This window comes from Patescibacteria group bacterium (genome assembly GCA_034520665.1).
Lineage (GTDB): Bacteria > Patescibacteriota > Patescibacteriia > JAXHNJ01 > JAXHNJ01 > JAXHNJ01.
Genome location: JAXHNJ010000002.1, coordinates 669,961 through 691,162 on the forward strand (window position 1 = coordinate 669,961; position 21,202 = coordinate 691,162).

Annotated in this window: 15 protein-coding genes; all 15 read right to left on the bottom strand. The window is 34.4% G+C overall.

Annotated elements, in window-relative coordinates:
- Positions 1 to 176: 176 nt before the first annotated feature.
- A complete protein-coding gene (locus tag U5L76_05700; protein MDZ7799060.1) occupies positions 177 to 1,442 on the bottom strand; it encodes a pilin in 1,266 nt (421 codons plus the stop codon).
- Positions 1,443 to 1,735: 293 nt separating this feature from the next.
- Complete coding sequence (locus U5L76_05705) at positions 1,736 to 2,380, bottom strand: hypothetical protein (protein MDZ7799061.1); 645 nt, start codon at positions 2,378 to 2,380, stop codon at positions 1,736 to 1,738.
- 98 nt (positions 2,381 to 2,478) lie between these two features.
- Positions 2,479 to 2,955: a pilin gene (locus tag U5L76_05710; protein MDZ7799062.1), complete on the bottom strand. Its 477-nt coding sequence runs from the start codon at positions 2,953 to 2,955 to the stop codon at positions 2,479 to 2,481.
- Positions 2,956 to 2,963: 8 nt separating this feature from the next.
- Positions 2,964 to 3,512, bottom strand: a complete 549-nt coding sequence (locus U5L76_05715; protein ID MDZ7799063.1) for a hypothetical protein — start codon at positions 3,510 to 3,512, stop codon at positions 2,964 to 2,966.
- Between the two features lie 10 nt (positions 3,513 to 3,522).
- Positions 3,523 to 4,134: a hypothetical protein gene (locus tag U5L76_05720; protein ID MDZ7799064.1), complete on the bottom strand. Its 612-nt coding sequence runs from the start codon at positions 4,132 to 4,134 to the stop codon at positions 3,523 to 3,525.
- A 15-nt stretch (positions 4,135 to 4,149) separates the two neighbouring features.
- The gene (locus tag U5L76_05725; protein ID MDZ7799065.1) at positions 4,150 to 6,159 is read right to left on the bottom strand and encodes an ATP-binding protein; all 2,010 of its coding nucleotides are present in this window, start codon (positions 6,157 to 6,159) and stop codon (positions 4,150 to 4,152) included.
- A gap of 3 nt (positions 6,160 to 6,162) precedes the next feature.
- Positions 6,163 to 6,852, bottom strand: a complete 690-nt coding sequence (locus U5L76_05730) for a hypothetical protein (protein MDZ7799066.1) — start codon at positions 6,850 to 6,852, stop codon at positions 6,163 to 6,165.
- Positions 6,845 to 7,333 (bottom strand): PrgI family protein, encoded by a 489-nt coding sequence (locus U5L76_05735; GenBank protein MDZ7799067.1) that lies wholly within the window; start codon positions 7,331 to 7,333, stop codon positions 6,845 to 6,847. The genes U5L76_05730 and U5L76_05735 overlap by 8 nt, the downstream gene beginning before the upstream one ends.
- Positions 7,330 to 9,108, bottom strand: a complete 1,779-nt coding sequence (locus U5L76_05740) for a hypothetical protein (GenBank protein ID MDZ7799068.1) — start codon at positions 9,106 to 9,108, stop codon at positions 7,330 to 7,332. Before U5L76_05740 ends, U5L76_05735 begins: the two co-directional genes overlap by 4 nt.
- Before the next feature lies 1 nt (position 9,109).
- Entirely contained in the window at positions 9,110 to 10,054 is a 945-nt protein-coding gene (locus U5L76_05745; GenBank protein ID MDZ7799069.1) for a PEP/pyruvate-binding domain-containing protein, read from the bottom strand.
- Between the two features lie 200 nt (positions 10,055 to 10,254).
- Entirely contained in the window at positions 10,255 to 11,583 is a 1,329-nt protein-coding gene (locus tag U5L76_05750; protein ID MDZ7799070.1) for an NAD(P)H-hydrate dehydratase, read from the bottom strand.
- Positions 11,580 to 11,888: a hypothetical protein gene (locus U5L76_05755; GenBank protein MDZ7799071.1), complete on the bottom strand. Its 309-nt coding sequence runs from the start codon at positions 11,886 to 11,888 to the stop codon at positions 11,580 to 11,582. The genes U5L76_05750 and U5L76_05755 overlap by 4 nt, the downstream gene beginning before the upstream one ends.
- A gap of 82 nt (positions 11,889 to 11,970) precedes the next feature.
- The gene (locus U5L76_05760) at positions 11,971 to 13,407 is read right to left on the bottom strand and encodes a hypothetical protein (protein MDZ7799072.1); all 1,437 of its coding nucleotides are present in this window, start codon (positions 13,405 to 13,407) and stop codon (positions 11,971 to 11,973) included.
- 11 nt (positions 13,408 to 13,418) lie between these two features.
- Positions 13,419 to 16,865 (bottom strand): hypothetical protein, encoded by a 3,447-nt coding sequence (locus tag U5L76_05765; protein MDZ7799073.1) that lies wholly within the window; start codon positions 16,863 to 16,865, stop codon positions 13,419 to 13,421.
- A gap of 1 nt (position 16,866) precedes the next feature.
- Entirely contained in the window at positions 16,867 to 21,201 is a 4,335-nt protein-coding gene (locus U5L76_05770; GenBank protein ID MDZ7799074.1) for a fibronectin type III domain-containing protein, read from the bottom strand.
- Between the last annotated feature and the right edge of the window lies 1 nt (position 21,202).

The following is a 21,202-nucleotide window of genomic DNA, read 5'->3' on the forward strand; positions in this document are numbered from 1 at the left end:
AAAAACAGTAAATTGATTGTTGATCTGGAATGGTTATAGTAAAAAATGAATTTGAGACGCGCGACACCTATATAATCTGAATTTACCACACGAAATACCAGGTGGCGGCGAGGATTGTTGATTGATATGAATGTCTTTGCTTCAGTCATCATATCAACTATCTTCATTAAAATTCTTTATATCGTCAAATTATTAGCTGTATTTAGATATAAAAAAATATTTCTCGAATAATTTGACGATATAATCAAGTAAAATTTTAATGAAGATAAGGTCCGAGCACAACAAATATGATCAGCTGGACAAAAACATTCATTATTATCAATACAAGCAAGATCCTCGCCGCCACCTTGGTATTTCATATCATTAAATTCCGGGCTATTATAGGTGTCACAGTCTACCTCAATTTCATTTTTACTATCACATTTCCCAGGATCCCGACAATCAATTTCTGTTTTTAAGGCTTTCATACAACAAATAGTGTCAGCTTCTACGTTAGCCCGGGAATCACTGCTACAAAAAATTTTGCTAGGAGCTATGAGATATCTTGGTTCATTATTATCAGAGTCCCAACATTGGGTACCGCCACGTTCACAATCTATTCTTATATCAGTAACTTCTTCACAGACTTTTTCAGTCAACTCATCTTGTAAAAGATTAACTTCAAATATTCCATTACTACTAGTACCACGTATTTTTGCAAAACGGCAGTCCATATTCCCAAAACCCTTATTAATTCTACGGCAGCTTGATTTTATTTCTGGATTTTTAGCAATAACAGCATCCACTTCTTGGCATTTTTCATCATCAGCTTCATCGCATAAATCCTTGGGGTCAAAACAATTTAAAGGACAATCCTTTTTAGAAGTAACGTCATTGGCGCAAATTTTTGGTTCTCCGGATTTAGTTTCTACAGTCGGATCACATTCACTACCACAACAATATGATTCACCATAAGCTGCTTTATCCTGGGCACTTTTAGGAATATCATATCTTGTACCACAAGCAAAATATGGGTAACTATCTATTGATTCTTTATCCGGGAAATCTTTGCAATAAAAAGTATCTAAAACATTTTTTGATATATTAGACAAGGGCAAAAGTTTAAAGCGGACCAAGGCTGGGTTAATAGTATTAAGTAAAACAAAAGCCCCTAAGGTTAAAACCAGACCCATTAAAGCGCCGTTTAAAGTGGCTTTGGCTTTTTCTATTTTGGTGGCATTGCCGCTGGCAGTAATCCACTGGAAACCAGCAAAGACAATCATGACAGCGGCAAAGATACCGGCCGCTCGAGCAAACCATTGGTAAAACTGTATAATATAATCGCCAAAGTTATTGACACAATAATCACAGGTAGAGGTATTACAATCGGGATCACATTTTTTGGTTAAGCCGGGAATTTGTAAATTTACTTTAATCTGTTTTTCACCCAACTTCTGTATCACTTCCTTCTTCCTGAGCTAAAACTTGCCCTGAATAAAATAACAAAACGGAAAAAATTGATAGGATTAAGATTATTTTAGCTATTTTTTTCATCTTATTATTTAATTAGGAAAAATATTATTTTCATTTTTAACATATAAGTTAACATCCATACAGCAATGTCCATTAGGCACAATACTGCAATCAGTAGCACTGGCAGATGCACTTGATCCACAAGGATTTTCTCCACATAAAGCCGATAATGAGTAAAATTCTTTTTAATTTTGGGTTCATATTAATAATATTTACTTATATTTTAATTTTTCCACAATAAATTAGTGCGCATCCAACAATTTGAACTACAATTTTCAGTAGTGTTGTCGTAATAGGTACCTGACATACTATTATAACTTTCTCCATTGTCTAAAATATCACTATCACAATCTATCTGTATAATATCTTTTTCTTCCCAAACATCTCCCATACTCGAGTAAGGTTTTTCTTCTTGGCAAAATATATTTTCTTTAGGAAATAGAGCGCAACACCATTTATCAATATCTCCTACTCTTTCATCATTTGTACAATAATCCCTTGGCTCATCTTTATCCCAACAAGCTGTTTCTACTTCTCCAGAATATTCTCCTTTAAAACTACAATTTATTCTTTTCCAATTTCCTTCACAAGGATTTTCTACTATTTCAACATAAGCACAGGAGTCAAAGGAAAGACCGGGTCTATCCTTACTACATTTATAATCAGTTATTTTATTTTTTTCCAATATGTCGTCAATTTTATAACACTCATCTTTATTAGCTTCCTCACATAATTTTTGTGGGTCAAAACAATTTAAAGGACAATCTTCACCCACCATAGTTACATCATTAGCACAAATTTGTGGGTTACCCTCCTCATCAACATCACTACAGACACTACCACAACAATAAGATTCACCATAACCCACTTCATCCTGGACACTTTTAGGAATATCATAACTTGTACCACAAGCAAAATGTGGTATTATCTATCGATCTCGATCCGGAAACCCTGCAATAAAAGTATCTAAAACATTTTTTTATATATTAGACAAGGCAAAAGTTTAAAGCGGACCAAGGCCGGGTTAATAGTATTAAGTAAAACAAAAGCCCCTAAGGTTAAAACCAGACCGATTAAAGCGCCGTTTAAAGTGGCTTTGGCTTTTTCTATTTTGGTGGCATTGCCGCTGGCAGTAATCCACTGGAAACCAGCAAAGACAATCATGACAGCGGCAAAGATACCGGCCGCTCGAGCAAACCATTGGTAAAACTGTATAATATATTCGCCAAAGTTATTGACACAGTAACTACCAGCAAATTTTCCGTTTTCATCACAGGGTTTAGTCAATTTTGGTATTTTCAAATTTACTGGTATTTCCTTTTCTCCGGTTTCATTACTACCCTCTTCTTGAGCTAAAGTATTATAAAAAGGAAAGAGTAAAAAAAGTAATACTGTTAAAACTAAAGTTAATTTAGTTAATATTTTTATATTTTTATTTATCATATTATAATTTAAAAATAGGACTTAAAAATTGCCTTTAAAGCCTCAAAAGTTTCTTTATCCAAAAAATTTGTAATCTCGCTAGGATTTTCATAAATATAATGTCCTAAAATAATCAGAAAAATAATTACTGCCAAACCAAGCCAAATATACCAGGTAGCCAGAAAAAAACTGACGATAGCCCCGAGAATTGGTATTATTATTCTTTGAATGAGTATTTTTAAAAACTTTTTAGCTGCTTTTTTAACTACTTTTTTGACTTTTTTCTTAACCTCCTCTTTGGCTATTTTTCTTACTCTTTCTAATTTTCTTCTTCTTTGTCTTTCCTCATCTTCTTCTTCCTCCTTTTTTGTATCTTCCTGATTAAAATCTAATCCATCTTTTTCAGAGGATGAATTTCTATATTCTTCTGGAGTTTCCCCATCATCCGCTTGGGTTTCAGGAATTTCACGTAAATTTTCTTGATTAATGTTTCTTTCATTAAAACGTTTTTCTTTTAACTCTCTTTCAATTTCCCTATCTTTATTTTCACTCTTTTTTTTTTCATCTAATTCTTTCATAACTTATATTTTATAGATCACTCTTTTCACCCCAGGAAGCAGCATTAATTTTCCATGTATTATCAATTTTTTTTAACTCTAAAACTAATTTCTGATAATAATTATCCAGAGTATCTGTTAGATCTTCTTCAGTTCTTTCAGTTAATAACTCTACTCTAGCGCTTTCGTCGGAAAAATTAGTTATTTTATTAGAAATTACTTTACTCACCATAGCTTTATAATCATCGTCTTCAGATCTAATTTTCTCTTGTTCTTCAATATAGCTATCTATATCTTTTTGGTAGCTAGAAGTCATCCATGATTTAAGGTTTTCTAAATTTTCAAAATCATTTTTGTTTGAATAACTGCCGAAACGTTCAGCAAAAGTATGGGCCATTCCTATTATTTCATTTTTTTCTTTACTTTTATCAATAGCCGAATTAGTATTATTATTCGCATTTGTATTAACCGAAAGATTTAGATTTTGATTCTGATTTAAATTTAAAGCAAAATTAGTATTTGCTTGATTAAGATTGTCGTCATTCACATTGCCATTACCCTCATACCAATAAAAAAATACAAAGGCCAGACCTCCTAAAATAATTATAACGGCTACCATAATGATAATAGATAATTTTTTCATATATTTATATTTTAATTAACCTAAACCTTGGCTGTCTTTACTAATATTTATACCTCTGATACTTTCCTCCTTAGCTTCAGGTTTTTCGCCAATTTTATTAACCGGGCTTTCTGCCTCTTCTCCTTTTATCCCCTCTTCTTGTTGTTCTTCGTCGTCTTCTACCATCTGATCTTTAAATTCTTTTTTGGCTTCTTCAATTTCTAAAAGTTGCTTGGGGTCAGAAGTTATAATTTGATCCTCAGCATAGGAAGCGACGATTTTTATAGCTGCGTGCCGGGTACCGGCAAAAAAGATACCTTCTCCCACGCCCGACTCTAAAAGCAAGTATCTTTCCCCTTGAGTTAAAAGAAAAGTTTTAGCCACAATATCAATACTAGACGGAGATTGTTTCATCAAAAGTTTAAGAGCCGAATTATTAACAATAGCCTGCCCATAGGGTGAGCGTAAAAAGTCATTAACATCCTGGGTAATAGTAGTCACACCAAGATAATATTTGCGGCAGCGTTTTACTAAAGCGTAAATAAATTTGGCGGAGTCTTCATTTTGCATAAGCCACCAAGCTTCATCAATAACTAAAATACGTTTTTTCATTTGCGAACGAACCACATTCCAAACATAAGAAATAATCATAGAGATACCAATCGGTCTTAATTCATCCTCTAAATCACGGACCGAAAATATGACCAATTGATTTTCAACTTCTACATTTGTCGGGCTGTTAAAAAGACCGGAAAATGTTCCTTCAGTATATTTTTTTACTCTTTGGACTAATTCTTCAGCTCCGACCATACCCTCAAGAACATTTTGTAAATCCTTCATTAAAGGAGGTTTAACTTTTTCTAAATCAGAATCAGCTGTAATATCATGAGTAGAATAAGTTTCTAATAAAGCCCGATCAATAATGGAATCTTCTTCATGAGTTAAATCTCCCAGCATTAAACGTAAAAGAGATTTTAAGGTAATAACGGCTGAACGAATAATATCAGCCGGTTTCTCACCACTGTATACTGATTTGGGTAAATCAAAGGGGTTAATCTTACTTTCAGAATTTAAGGAAATATTAATATAAGTACCGCCAACCGCATCTGAAATATATTTATACTCCATTTCCGGATCAATAATAATAACATCAGCGCCCAACATAAGTGAGCGTAGAACTTCCAGTTTAATAGCATAACTCTTACCAGAACCTGAGGTAGCAAAAACATTAAAGTTAGCATTCTCCAGAGAGAAACGATCATAAAGAATAAGACTGTTATTATGACGATTAATGCCGTAAAGAATACCATTTTCTGAAGTTAAATCGGCTGAAACAAAAGGGAAAGAAGAAGCACAAGGACTGGAATTCATATTAAAAGCTATTTGCAGTTCATCCAAACCCAAAGGCACTGTGGAATTGAAGCCTTGCTCAGCCTGAAAAAGCACTCTCTTAGTATAAACCAAAACCGAGCCAAAAATTGATTCTATTTTTTCTGTTATATTATTCAGTTCTTTTTTACTATCAGCATAAACACTGACATAAAGAGCAAATTGAAAAAATCTTTCTACCCCTTGAGTTAAACCATCTCTTAATTTTTCAATGTCTTTCAAAGCCGTTTCTCTCACCGGATCACGGGGGGCTCCTTTTTCCGCATCTGACATTATCTGAGCTTCTAAAACACCGACTCTATTTTTAAGTTGTTTTAAAATTACTTTTGATTCAACCGGATAAAAGAACATACTAACATCCAAGGTCAAGTTTAAGTTTATTACTGGAGCAAACCAGCCCACTGAAATATAGCGCGGATAAGTAACCACAAATATTGTACGCACAAATTGACTACCTAAATTTATATAATCTTTTTCAATATTAACAGCCGCCGGAGCTATTAAGTCTCTAACTGAAACAGCGCCTTTTTGATAAATTCTTTCGGCTTCAATCAGATCTTTTTCTTCTTCCGGTTTCAAATTTTTCTTTTTACTCTCTTCCGAAGCTACCTCTTTTTCTTTTTCTGATTTAAATTTTGATAGATTTATATCAGCCATAATTTATTTCTCTAAATTTATTTTTTCTACATCAGTTAATTTTTGTTGGTCATAAGTTTCCGGATTGTAAGTATTATAATACAATTCAATTAAACTCTGGGTATCTAGTGGCTCGGCCCTTAAGCCGATTGAGGAGAGATTGTCTCTGACAAAATCCACTTGTTTAAATAACTGTGTCTTATATTTATTAAACTTTTTCTTTTTTATATGTATAACTTTTCCGGGAGAAATGGCTTCAGTTAATCTATTCCAAAACTTTTTTGGTTTTTCTCCTTGTCCTGTATAGGGAATAACTACATAGAATTTCTTACTCATTATATCAGCCATTTCTACTAATTCAGTAATGTATTGTCTGTATTCTTTGGTTTGCATTTTTAAAAGTTCATTTGTTTGTTCTTTTTCTATTTTTAGAAGCCTATTCAAATATCCTTCAATATTTAATTTTCTTGACTGTATTACTATTTGTAGATTAAATTTAAGAGAATTTAAGAATTGTACATAATTCTGTATAACCGCATCCTGCTCTTCATTTGATTTTAAGGAAAAATTAATAGAAGAAACAATCAAAACTGCTCTTAAAGTGCCGTCTTTAAGAATAACACAATTATCCTTAATTTCCATTATATCTAGATATTTCTGGGTAGAAGCAGATTTCTTATTTTTTATTTTTTTTACTTTCTTTTTTTTACTCATTATTATCTTTTTTTCTTTTAATATATTTAACTGTTGATTTTTTAAATATTTTGTCTTCGTCCTTATAAGCCCCGCCTGTATCAACCACTAAAGAAAGACGGTTTAAATGCGATAAAGAAAGCGGTTCTTTTTTAGCTATTACTTTTGTATCGGGTGATTTAGATTTTTTAACTTGAAAATCTTTCTTACTAAATTCCTTATTCCAAACTCTTAATCTCGGATCTTTAATAATATTAAAGATATTAAGTAAAAAATATTGAAAAGACTGTCCATTTATTTTCAAAAAAGCTAAAGTCCCTGTAAAGGCAAATATAAACAAAGAAGTTATGCCAAAATACCAGAAATTTATAGAACCAAACAATTCATAATTAAGATAAATAACAATACCACCAGCCAATAAAATAATAAATTGCCTCACTGAAATAGAACCGATAATTTTACTTTCAATATCTATAAATTGTGGCACTGTGTATTGTCTCATAAACTAAAGCTTAATTTTTTATTTAAATCAACAATTTCGTTAAATTGTTGTTCACTTAAATAGGGCTGATTTTCTTTTTTTCTTTGTTCAATTATTTCCCGAATAGTTTTTTGGTTTTCCATACTCTGACGGCCCATTTCAAGATATAAATTATAAATTTCAGATTCCCGCCACGCTTTAACACCTTTCGAATATTTTGAAAAAGAATCTTCCTTTAATAAATTTAATTTTTCATAAATTTTCTGAGCCGCACTGTTTTTATCAGAGCCCAATCTTGAAAAATCACGAAGATTCATTTCCTTTAATTCATCAATAGGACCCAGTAATTTAGTTTTACCTTTTATATCTTCAATTTTCCTCTTTCCACGGACTGATGAGGTTGGCCGGGCAACTTTAATATCTTTCTTTTTTTCAGTTTTTGGTGATAATTCTGTCTTTGGTAAAATAGGCTCTTTTTTTTCTTCCTCTTTTGTTTTTTTTCTTTTTTCTTCTTTAAATTTTGGTTTAATATTTTTGCTTTTTTTGAGTTCGGGTCTTTTTTGTTCAGTGGCTGGTTTTTCTGCTTTAATATCTTCTTTACTCTTTATAACTTCTTTATCAGCCATAGCTTTTTCTAAAGCTTCTCTGGGAGTAGGTACTTTCTGTTTTACTTCTTTTTTTTCTTCCTCGTGTGGAATTTTATCAATTTTATCCTTATTTTTTTCCAGAATTTCAATAATATTTTGAGCTGTATCTTCAGAATAATTCAGGCCTCCCACTTTAGTGGAGCGCATTAATAAATCTTTAGTTCTTCTTTCATTGCGGATACCTTTAAAATATGAAATGCAAATTGATTTAAATCTTTTTTCTAAATTATCATCCGAAAAATTAATATTATTCTTTTCAATTATTTCCTTAATAACCGAATTAGATGTAACCATATTAGGCAGAGAATATGAGGACAGATTATCTTTTTGAGCCCTGATTTCTTCTTCATCCTCAGGATACATATAGGAAGAAGCAATCGGTTTTTCTGGTTTTTTGGCCTCTGGTTGGCTTTCCTCTTTTTTAGGCTTTTCTTCAATTTTAGTCGCTTTTTCTTTAGGAAATTCTTGCTTTTTCTTTTCATATGGTTCCTCTGGCTTAATTTTCTTTTTTTCTTCCGGATCCACCGTAGCTTTAGAAGAAATAGACTTATCGGCTGTAGATTTTTTATCCGCCGAAAATCTATCGGGAACGGGATCAGAAGTAAAAGCCACGTCAGATTCTTTTTCTTTTTCTAAAGATGAAGTTTTTTTCTCTAAATCATATAACTCTCCTCTATCCATAACATGAAGATTGCCTTTTTTATCACGCACCATCATTTTTTCCACTTTTTCCGGTTCTTTTTGAAAAGACTTTATTAATTCATAAAATTCAAAAAGATTTTGCAGCAGTGTTCTCGGTCCCAGTTCTATCTTTTTAAATTCTGGGGAATTAAGATATTCCTCTTTCTTTTTTTGATTAAAATTCTCACCAACACTTTGTTCAAAGTCTTTAAGCCAGTTAGAAACAGTTGGGGGCATTTTATGGCCTTCGGCTGAAACCATAAAAGTACCGACTGACTGATTATTATTTTTAAGAGCTTCAACTATTTGATTAATAAATTTCTGGCGGTCTGAGGGAAGCCAGGAAATAAGCCTTAGCTTAAACTCTAAAACAAAATCACTGTCGGAAATTAATTCTAAGAGATTAGTTTGAATTTCTTCAAATAAATCTTCTTCACTTATCAGTTGTATGGATTTTCCCTCCGTCATATTATAAGGTAGTTATTGGTCTTGATTGGGTTATATAAAATTTATTTTTTGCCCGAGCCCATTCAATATCCTGTGGATGGCGGTAATGCTTTTCTATCTGGCTGCAGATTTTACTCAGCCCTATTATTTCTTGGCCGCTTAATTTTTGTTTTCCAATATCTTTATTTACTATTTTTACTTTCTTAGTCCCGCCATTTTTTTTATAAGCTATTTTTTCTTTTTGTTCAGAAATATTTATATCAACAATATAATCATCTTCTTTATCAATAACATAAGTGTCAGGAGTCACTTGACCGGAGACAATGGCTTCACCCTGGCCTAAGACCGCTTCAATCACCATTTGGTTTTTATCGCGGGTAACCGGATGAACGGTAAAAGCCACCCCGGAAACTTCTGAATCAATCATATCCTGAACTACTACAGCTACTCCCACCTTTCTTTTATGTAGCCCCTTTTCAAAGCGGTAAAAAATAGCCCGAGGAGTGTATAAGGAAGACCAGCAAGTTCTTACTTTATCCATTAAATTCTTTTTATCAACAAAGAGATAAGTTTCCAATTCACCAGCCCAAGAAGCTATTTTTGAATCTTCAGCTGTAGCTGAACTGCGGACCGCTACAAATTTACTTTTTAAATTATCAAAGGCTTTTTCAATTTGTTTTTTTATGTCTAAAGAAACTTTAAAATCATGGATTAAATCTCTAATTTTGCTTGAAGTTCTTTCCACACTGTTAACATCTTTAACACTTACTTTATCCAAAGCTGCTTCAATTTCTACATTAATATCCGTATCTTTTAAATATTTTTCAAAAGCATTGGCTAAAACTACAAATCCAGGTGGTACTGGTAATTTTATGCCTGTCATTTCACCCAAAGAAGCGCCCTTACCACCGGCTTTTTTCACGTCTTTTTTGCTTATTTTTGAAAAAGGTAAGACAAAATTAGGCATATATTTTACTTGTTTATTATACCATATAATGTTTGTTTAGACAAAGAAAGTTTAATAGGCTTTTTTGAGGGGTCAGTGTCTTGATTTTAGATGTATTTTAGACCCAAGTACTAAAAACAAATTTCAAATTTCAAATTCAAATGATCCAATGATCAAAATTTCTATGTTTCTTGATTCCCTTTAGTTGCGGTATATTTCCATTATTTTAAAATTTTAGGTATTTCTTTAATCAAATCCCGAGCGTTATAATAAACTTTGTATTTTTTATATAATTTATCTCCGGCTAAGCCATTAACTAAACAGCCAGCTTTAGTGGCGGTTAATAAATCATTTTTACAAGCCAAAGCGCTAATTAAACCGGCCAGAACATCACCGGTGCCGCCTTTGGTCATACCTTGATTACCTCGAGTATTGAAAAAACATGCCTGGGGCGAGCAAATAATATCTTTTTTTCCTTTTAATAATATATTGACCCGATACTTTTTAGCCATTTTTTTGAGATTTTCCTGATTGGCTTTTATGTTAAATAATTTTTTAAACTCGCTGCTGTGGGGAGTAATCAGAATATTTTTATTTAACTGCTTTAAATTAACTAAAGCCAGAGCATCAGCATCTAAAACGAATTTTTTATTTTTATGCTTTTTTAATAAATTATTTATTAATTTTTTATTAGCTTCATTTTTACCCCAACCCGGACCAATTAAAAGACAATCTGATTTTTGAATTGTTTTCGATAATTCTTTTTTACTGACTACAATGAAAGACGGAGTTTTCTTTTTTATTTCTTCCATTAAGCGCATAGCCATTGGATCTGAATGAAAATAAATCAAATCAACAATTTTTGAAGCCGCTTCAATAGCATACCAAGGAGCCCCGTGGTACTTTTTTGAACCGGCTAAAATCAATAAAACACCGTTGTCGCCTTTGTGGGAATTTTTGGGTGGTTGATAGAGTTTTTTAAAAATTAATTTATTTATTTTTTTCATATAGATAAATTTTTTAGAGACTAGCCCGATCTGAGGATCGGGCAGTACCCAGAGTAGAAGATTCTCGGAATAGATGTTAAAGTCGTAAAAATCATTCATCCAGACTGAATATTTTCTTTTCTTTCTAAAACTAGTCGGGTAGGCCGAATCCTCAGATTCGGCCGAGAGACTAGCCCGATCTGAGGATCGGGCAGTACCCAGAGTAGAGGGATAATTAAAAATTTTACCAGTCATAGAAAATGTTTTAAGTAAATCTTTTTCATTTTCTTTTATTAACTGCTTTATAATTTGAACACTTGTAAATTTCTTAAAATCCCTCATTACCTTTGAAATATCATTATATTTTTTATTTAATTGAATTAATAAATGTAGATGATTAGGCATAATTACGTAACCCAATAATTTAAAACTAAATTTACGGCGGTAAAAATTTAGATTATCAATTACTATTTGGCAAAGATTTTCTTTCTTAAAAAGCCAGTATTTTTTATATGTATTAATAGTGATGAAATGAACTTGGTTCTTAAGATTATATTTTTTCATGAAAGATTATTAATAATATCGTCTATTCTTTGAATCTCCTGTTTCACAACCTCGGTATCATACTCCCCGGCGTGCATTTTGCTGCCAGCATAGCTGGCCTTTTTAGCGTCCAGATGTAAATTTAAAACCAATTTATCCTGACTCTCTTCATTAACATAAATATGAAACTGGGGATAGCGGCTTCTCCCGGCCCGCCGAGCAAAACCAGGCTCACCCCGAAACATACCCGTATAATGATAACCACACTTCTTGAGTAAAGTCGGTGTATTTAGACGGATATTATTTTTATTTAGAGTAAAACGCATATAATTATTTTAGCTTATTTTTTGGCTAAAATCAAATAAAAAAACCAGTTTATTAAAAGCCTGGTTTTTGGTTAAAATTTAATTATCTTAGAACAAGTTGACCATTTTCTAAACTGGTCTCAGCCCATTTATAGTTTTCAGTTTTTAAGTCAAAGTAAGCCAAACCCAAAAGCTCTTTTTGATTCAAGGCCATGAATATATTCTCCAATTGCGTAGCTACAAAAGACCCGGCTGATTTATCGGAAGAGAAGGCTTTGGATAATAAGTATTTAATAAATATTTTAGTATAAATTGGATGATTAAAATTTTCTTCAAATTTACTAATCTGTTTTTGTTCGTCTAGTTCCGGCATTTGTTTTTTTAGAAGAAGTATAATCTCTTGTTTGAAAATATCTTTAAATTTCTCTTCTTTGTTTATATTTTTTAGCTCTCTTAAACGTGATAGGATAAAAAGGTAGGCGGATAAATTTTCTCCATTATTTTCTTTTATGTTATCAAATAATTCTAATTTTATTTTTTCACTATTCTGGCCGGAAGATTTAATAATATTAGCTTCCTCATTATTTATCCCCCTCATTAGCTCTTGATATTTGCCTAAAGATCTTTTTACTTTATCTTGAATGTTTTTTGTCTCTTTTTTTAAAGCTTTATCTTTTTCCCTATCTGTTTTTTCTGTTTCCTTTTTTAAGGAAGTTTTAGCTTCTGGTTCATTGCTTTCCTCTTTTCTTTTATAACCGTATTTTATAAGTATTTTTTCAGCAATATCAAATTCCTTTTTTGTTTTTTCATCAACGTTAATTTTTTCCATTCTGCCATTATTAAAAACCCTCTTTACCCCATTTTTATCAATAACTGTAATTTTTCTTTCCAAGCCTTCCATTGAACTAGATGAAATGTGTAAATTATTGTAGATTTCATAAAGTTTAGAGATTATTATTTTATCCCTTTCCTTTTTTAGATTTTGGATATTTTTACTGTTATTAATAAATGCAGCTAAACTTAAAGCATCATTTTTTTTCAAATCCATATTTATTTGGCAGTCTCTTAACCAGTCTTTTATAGTCGGCTCTGTACTCTTTTCATTAACTACTATCTCTTCTTCTCCTACTTTCTGATTATTTTCCTGTATAGCAGCAATTAATTTTTTCTTTAAAGCATCTCTATCTTCAAAAAACATGAGCGTAGATATTTTCGTTTTAACTTTTTCATATATTTCAGGAAAGTCAATATCTAATATTTCAAAGAGGTTATTACGAAATAATTCAATAATTTCTTCTTCTTTCAGAAAATTTATGGATAATATTTTGGCATATTTTATTACTTCCTGATAAGATTTATAAAAACTCTGATATTTTTCTTTAAAATTATCAATTTTACTCAATATATTAGGCAAAGCCCTGGCCATAGCATAAGCATCTTTATATTTATCAAAAGTATATAGATACTCTAAATAATCCTGGTATTTTTTTAAGGTTTCTTTTTTTGTATAATCTATATTTTTTATTGGTTCTTTTACCATATTAACTTATTTTAATAATTTTCCCATCCTCCCAAATTTCTTTGATGCATTCTTTCTAAATCATCAAATTCGCTTTCTCCACCAGTAGCCGCAAAATTTTGTATACCATCAACAACTTTTAAATAACGATCTCTTTCTTCAGCCGGTATTTCTGTGGATAATTCTTGAAGAAGATCAATATTATTTTCTTTACTTAAATTAATAGCCAAGTTAACCCCAAAACGTCCCCGCTCTAAAAGTGTGGGAAACTTTTTCCAGTTTTCCATCATAAAAGCCAAGGCAAAATCATTCATCATAAAATCTCTTCCGCCTCCACCACGGAAATCCCATTTATCTTTAATTCTTTCTGAGCCAAAAGCTAATCGGTTAAATCTTCTCATAGTATTTTCAAAATCAAGTTTTCTCACCTCAGCCATTACTTCGGTTAAACGATCTTTTTCTTTTTGCCAAACTTGTCGGCCGTCTTGTACGCCTACAGCCCGGGCCGCCCCCCAGTGATTCATTCTTTCAGCTGTATAAGAAACATCGTTAGCTATACTCAAGGCTTGTTCCATAGACATGCCCATCCCCTTTTTACCCTTCATACCCTCAACATAATGACCAAATTTATCAATGTAACTTTCCCAAGATAAACCGGCTTTTTCTGTTTCTTCTCTAAAATTCTTGCCCAAACCTTTTTCACCGACTAATTCACCCATGACAAATTGTTTTAACCCTTTAGCATCACTATCATAACCATAATAATTTTGTATTTCGTTTTCATTGCCATATTCAGCCGCCTTAAGATAACCGGCCGCCACCCGAGTTAAATTATTTTTTTTCTTAGCGTCTTCAATAAAACTGGCAATTTCCTGCCAACTGTCAGTGGTCAATTCATTTTTTTCTTTCTGAATAGCCAAACGCTGATTTTTACGGGTCGAGTAATCAATAGCCGGCATTCTATCAATTTCTTTTTTTCTAGCCTTTTCATATTCCTTTTTCTGGGCTTCGCGCTGCCTTAATAATTCCCGTCTATCTATTTCCGTCATATCAGTAAAATCTTTTTCGAATTCTTTATTTTCAATTTTCTCATTTATCTCATTTATTTTATTTTCTTTTCTTTCTTTCTCTTTATCACTCAAAGGAGCCTTTTCTATTTCTTCTTTTCTTTTTTCTAGGTCTTTTTTTAGATTCTTTTCTTTAGAAAGATCAATTTTTATATTCTTTTTCTTGCCTTCCTCTTCTTTTGCTTTAATATCCCTATCAATTTTTTTTAACTCATCATTAATAGCTTGCAGTTTTTTTTCTCTTTGCTTTTGGTCTTCTTCCATTATAAAATCAGGATCTTTTATTTCATTTTTTTCTTTTTTTAGTTTTTCTATTTCCTCTTCTTTATTATTAAAATAAGCCTTTCTTAAATCGCCATCACTGTAATTTTTGTCTTCAAATTTTTTTCTGGCTTCTTTATTCAGCTCATGTGGATTTAACATATTTTCTGCTTTGTTTCTATTCCATTCTTTATTAAACTTTTTTTCTTCTTCTTTAATTTCTTCATCAGTTAAACCCTTTTTTTCTAATCTCGTTCTCATTTTCTCCCATTTTTCATCAAAAGTTATCCTCTGCGTACCTATTTTTTTTCCTTTTTCATTTTTAATAACCTCTCCGACAGAAGCATAGCGCATCCATTCCTCATTAACTGTCTGAAAATCTTTCTTAAATTCAGCCAGGTCATTTTCAGTAGCGCCATCAGCTTTAAGTTCTTTTTCTAGTTCTGGCCAGGATTTTTCCGGTTTTAAATCTTCTCTTTTTTGTGCCACTTCTTCAGTTTTTTCTTTAATTACTTTTTCTTTCTCTTTTTCGATCATCTTTTCTTCTTGAATTTTAGTTACATCCTTGTACTCTCCTTTTTCATCATCGTATACTTCACTATCGCGTTCTTTGATCTTATCTAATTTAGCTTTTTGCTCTAAAGAAGCGTCGTGCATTTTTTTTGTACCTTTGCCAAAAAATTGAAGGGGGTGCCTTAACATTTTTCCAGGTGTTGACAAACGCCAATATTCATAAAAAGCGTGTTCGGGATTACTTAAAGAGGCTGCCAAATGATAACCTTTTTCTCTTCTTTTTTGGGACTTAGCCCTCATTCTGTCTTCGCGTTCTTGTAACTTCCTTTCGCCACCTCTTTCAATACCCTTCCCCCATTCAGAGGGACGCAATTCAAAACCGGTCCTAGCCATAGTTTCTCCCAAAGCCCACTTACCTACGCCCTTAGCTGCTCTTTTAACCGGTTTAGTGCGAGCCAGTAAACCAAGTCCTGTTCTTCCAGCTCCAAAAGTCACTCCAGCCGCTCCCAGTTTAGCGGCTTTAGTCAGACCGGTTTTCACCTTGCCCAAAACCGTGCCAGCCGCTTGTCCGCCGGCCGAGGACATTTTTTGGGCTACCAATAAAGAACCCATAAGCAGAGAAATGGAAATAATAAAACTAAGCAGCCGATCTGAAGAAGAAATATTACTAATGGTCGTGTAAAATTTACCCCCCACCGATGCGCCAAGGTCCTGCATACCAGTGTCCTCTTCGTATTCAATAGCCTGTTCAGTGGTAATTTTACGGTCGCCATAGTTAAGTTCTTCTTGGGCTAATTTGTCGCCACCAGAGGTAGAAATAATACTCAAAGAAAGCCATAAGAAAAAAGCAATTAAAGGACCGTTAATTAAATTTTTACCAAATTCCTTCCACCACATAGAAGAGGCTTTCTCGCCCGAGCCCGGCCAAGTACGCAGAAAATAAGCCAGAGGAGAGAGAACGATTAACAGCCATAAAACCAGTATTCTCATGAGTAAAACCATAGTAAGTACCAAAACAGTAACTACCGCTATGGTTAAGAGTATAATAGCTAGAAGTAGAGCTCCGATTACGCCGGAAAATTCTAAATCCTGCCCGCCGCTTTCCATAAATTTGAACATTTCCTCCAGTCCAAAAGCTGAGATTAAATTACCAGCCGCAATATCGGAAAAAGCATTAACAAAAGTCATCATAATTACCTGGGAAACATCAATTAAAAATAAAGCAATAAACTTGGAAAAATTAATCAAAAAAGCCATCAAAATAAATCGGCCCAAAAGCTTATTATAGCGGTAGGTTTCCCATTTAAATATGGTGCCAAAAGCAATCATCAAAAGCACGGCTACAAAAAACATATTACAAACATCGCGAATAATCACCCAGCCTTTTTGCACGGCTGTGGCCTGGCCAAAATCATTATATTGCACAATAGCAATCAACATCTGGATAACAGCCACTAAAATTTTACCTAAAAGCCCAGCCACCTCATAAAGCAGATGACCAAGTAATTCGGTAAAAAGTTCAACCGCTCCAGCGTTAGCGGCCTGGGGCCAGAAAATACCAAAAGACACCAGTATAAAAACAAGGCTGAGACTGGTTAGAGTGTATTTAACTTTTTTGTTTTTTAAGTTAAATAGCATTTTAATCGGTTAAATCAACAATTAAAGGCGTGCAGGAGCGTCCGTCATCCAGACCGCCTGAACATATTCCATCTTGGCAAGTACCACCTTGACAGGTACTGATCGGAGTCCAGGTTGAAGTCGGATGCAAATCACAAGTATAAACACCCGTGCAATTACCGTAAGGACAATCAGGTACAGCATCAAAAGGCCAAATCGGTATTTCATCACAAATCAAGCCGTCTCTTGAACCGCCATCACAAGTGCCGTAATAGATATAATTAGTATCTTGAGCAGAAGAACACCAGCCCCAATTATCTTCAATGGCGATTTTTATATTATATTTGACGCCAGAAGGCTCAGCTTGATAAGCATGGGTGTAGATATGGGGATTGTTTGGGTCTGATTTTGATTTATAACCGTAATTTACTTGATCTATAGTGTCATCGCCCCAATCAATCCAGATATTTTTTAAGGGCTGCTGTTGGCGGTCAACTTCAGTATTAAAGCTTAGCTTTACTTTACCGCCGTCTTTACCTAATTTAGCTGTATTGGAAGTGCCATCCCCCAGTTTAATATTAGTAATCTTGGGTGGGAATCCGCAGTAAGTGTCCGGATTTAAAGGATCATAATCCGGCCTGATACCGTCTGCACAAACCCGATTAGGCGGACCCCAGCCTGGTTTAGAATGATATACCAAAGGCGAATCACTATCACTAATAGAGGAGTAACGGCCGTTGGTCTGATCCCATTCATATATACCATAACTTAAGGCAAATAAACTCCTGATTCTATTTTCGGCAAAATATGTGTGATAACATTCTTCTCCAACATTACAATCATCATCTGTATTACATTCTTTTCCTAGCCGGTCACCATCACACCGACCTGTCGTTGGCCAAAGCATAACTTCCTGCTCACCGCGATTGCTAGCAGCTCCACCAATACAATAATCTTCCCCGCCACAATCATCATCAGTATAACAATTTTCATCACTTTTTTTGCATATGCCAACCCCGACACAAGTCCCATACTTTATCTGAGTAAGATCAGTATCATCTACACAATCCAAATTACTTCGACAAGGATTTCCATCAAGAGCTCCACCACCATAACATCGACGATTATTACAATCACCAACACAAGCATAAGGTTTACCAGCTCTTTCCTGGAAAGGAAAGGAAAAGTCTGTTCTATTGGGCTCTTCTACCAAAAGATGTTGTCTTAAATTTTCCGGGTTAGTCATAACAGCTCCGCCATAAGGGTTTAAGTCAGTGCTTTGCAAATAATTTAGATCTGAAACTTTATAGTTACTAGAATTTATAGTTTCAGCCCAAGCCATATTACCTCCTCCATCCGTTACAACTTTAGCTAATTTATTACATCTCTCACGTAACTCTATATTTACTCTATAAGAAGAAACTTCGGCGTCGGAGGGAGTATTATCGTCACCCCACATAGCCATCGCAGTAAGCTGACCTCTATCATCTATACTACAGCTTCTCACAACACCACTGTTATCTAAACATTCAAAAATTAGAAAAAACACTAAATCATTTTCATCATGTGCCCTCAATCTCCAATATATTTTTCCGTCATCAACAAATCTCTTCCGATATCTCTTGTTCGTAGGACCCTTAACTTCACTATCATAATAGTCACCATACATCTTATCTCCATCAAACGTAAGTCCGCCTACTGGCCATTCACCACCCGAAGAAATAAACGACCACAAAATACCCTCATCCCAATTTGCGATAGTATCTAATGAAAGATATGAAATTACATTTTCAGATAAGTAATGATATTCGGGATGTTTAGTTTCCATATATTCAATAACCCCGTAGCAATAACCTGCAGGAGTTTCATCACCATCAATTGCAGCAAGATGATCACAGCTAGCATCATCAGGGGCCCACTCTTCGCCAATTGGTAAAACTGCAATCTCACTACCAGTAAGTGAATATCCCTGTTCAACACCGCCTGTCTGATTACAAATAGCAAAATCATAATCAGAAGAATCAAATTGTGGGTATGTAGGCAAATCATCTTCCGAATCTATTCCATACTCTTGACCACTAGCACATTCATCTAAATAATTAACATTCCAACCCAACCAACTATCGGTAGAATTATCCACAACTCTTTCAAGTGTCGAATCGCCCCCCTCACTCTCCATACACATATAAACCGGCTGGCGGCCAGTGTAACCGGCCGACTCTCTCTGGCCAAAAATATTGTCTTCGTATTTGAGGATATCCACCGGCCACCAGGAAATACATTTATTTTCGTTTTTAGGGTCCCAGTCCAGGCAATAGCCATACCAGCCCTTGTGATAAATACCGTTGTCATCAAAATATTCACAAGACATAGAGTCTTCTTCTGGATAAAGACGGCAGGAGCGTTTTAAATAAAAGTCATCTTTAACCTCTAAAACCGGCTCTAACTTAAGATCGTCAATATAAAAGGCCTGGGTATCAGAATTTGAATTTAAGACTACCTGAATATAAGTATCCTGCTTGCCAAGGCCGTCAATAGCCGGGGTGGTTATTTGCTGCCAGCCAGTGGTTAGCAAATAGGTGCCAAAATCATGAATAGTCGGGTCAGAGCCACCGCTGCTCAAACGAATATCCACTCTTTGACTGGCAGAATCACTGGATTTGATACGCAAATTAGCCACGTATTTACTAGCCGTAGCAGTACTGCCTTGGGCTAAAATACTCACACCCTGACCCGGTCCATCCATAGACCCAACTTTCAAACAACGGTTTTCTTTATTTGGCTGGCTCGGATCCCAAACACTCTCTAAATCAGTATTGTTTGACGCTTTATTAGGATATTTTATAAAATTATCGGACCATTCAGCAATATCATAAGTCTTAACATCTTCTAGACCAGGCTTATCACTATTTATTTCCGCTTGAATAATTTTTGTTTCTTCAAAATTCCAGTTCTTAATTTTTAATTTACCGCCCACTTCTGACATAGAGGACCAGGGATAATAGCCCGAGATAACCGGTGATCCTTTTTCATAGCGCCAGTCAAGACCAGCGTTGATTGAGCCAGACAGCCAGCGAATTTTATCAGCTTCTTCGGGCATACGATAAGTTTCCTGAACCTGGGGTAGGTTAGCATAACTAGTGCACTGGCCACTTTCTCCCAGAGAAGTACAAACTGCCAAGTTCATACAAAGCTCTTCAGACTGACCGGTTTCCGGGTTAGTCTGTTCAATAGCCGTGCCACAAGTGAGCCATTTGGCACATTCGCGGTCTCTGGCTACTTTAAGCACAGTGTTGGCATTACACCGGGGATAGCTTGAGTTACAACCGGGATCTACCGCCGGACTGATGAAATTACCATTTATATCATAGCACTGCGGAGAATTACACTGATAATAATTAAGTACATTAACAGTCGGGTCACTGACACAAGTGCCGTCTGTACGGCAGGTTTCTCCCTCGGGGCAAGCGTAGCCGCATTTATCACACCTTTTAATCAAAGCGGCCGCTCCGGGATCACAATAACTGGTGCCCGAACAATCACCAATTAAAATTCCACCGCCACAACCAGCATTAAACTTAGTACTATCTGGCATAGTCGCCGGTGGTGGCTCAGGATTAGTCTTAAACTCAAATTCACCACTAACAAAGCTGCTGCCACTGGCATCTTCTATACGAGCTCGGTAATAATAATCTGTATCCGAAAAAAGACCGGATAAATATATAGTTGAGGAAATAGCGTAAGAAGCTGTGCTTTGAGCATGAGTATAGCCACTGGAATCAGTCTGTGAAGAAGTGTCATAAAATATAGTAACCTGACTGGGTGAAGAAGCCGTTAGACTAACTTGGGCCCGGTCATAATTTGCTTCCACCTGCATTGATTCCACAGTAAGAGCAGTGGTAGAGGTGGTTGAAGACTCTTCGCTAGTGGTAAAAGTCCGGTCAACACTCGTCTTTACTTCTCCGTCTTCTGACTGGGAAACTACCTGATAATGATAAGTGGTCTTTGCTTCCAAGCCACTAACTGTTAAGCGGTGAATTCTCTCCATAACTGAAGAACTAACATTAGGCATTTCATAATCAGACGTAGTGCCTATATTTACCAAAGAATCAGATGGCTCATTTGTTTCCCAATGTATAACCGCATTATCATGGTTAATAGTGCTGACATGAATATTGGTTAAATAAAGGGCTGAGGTTTGCGCTTGGACCTTGGAAAAGGGGTTAATAATATTTTTTATACTATCAAAATTAAAATTTAAAGAGAAAATAAAACTACCAAAGAAAACTAGGCAAATCGCAATAATACTCAGAACTAAAGTTTTTCTATTTATTTTTTTGTTATTTCTAAATTTCATT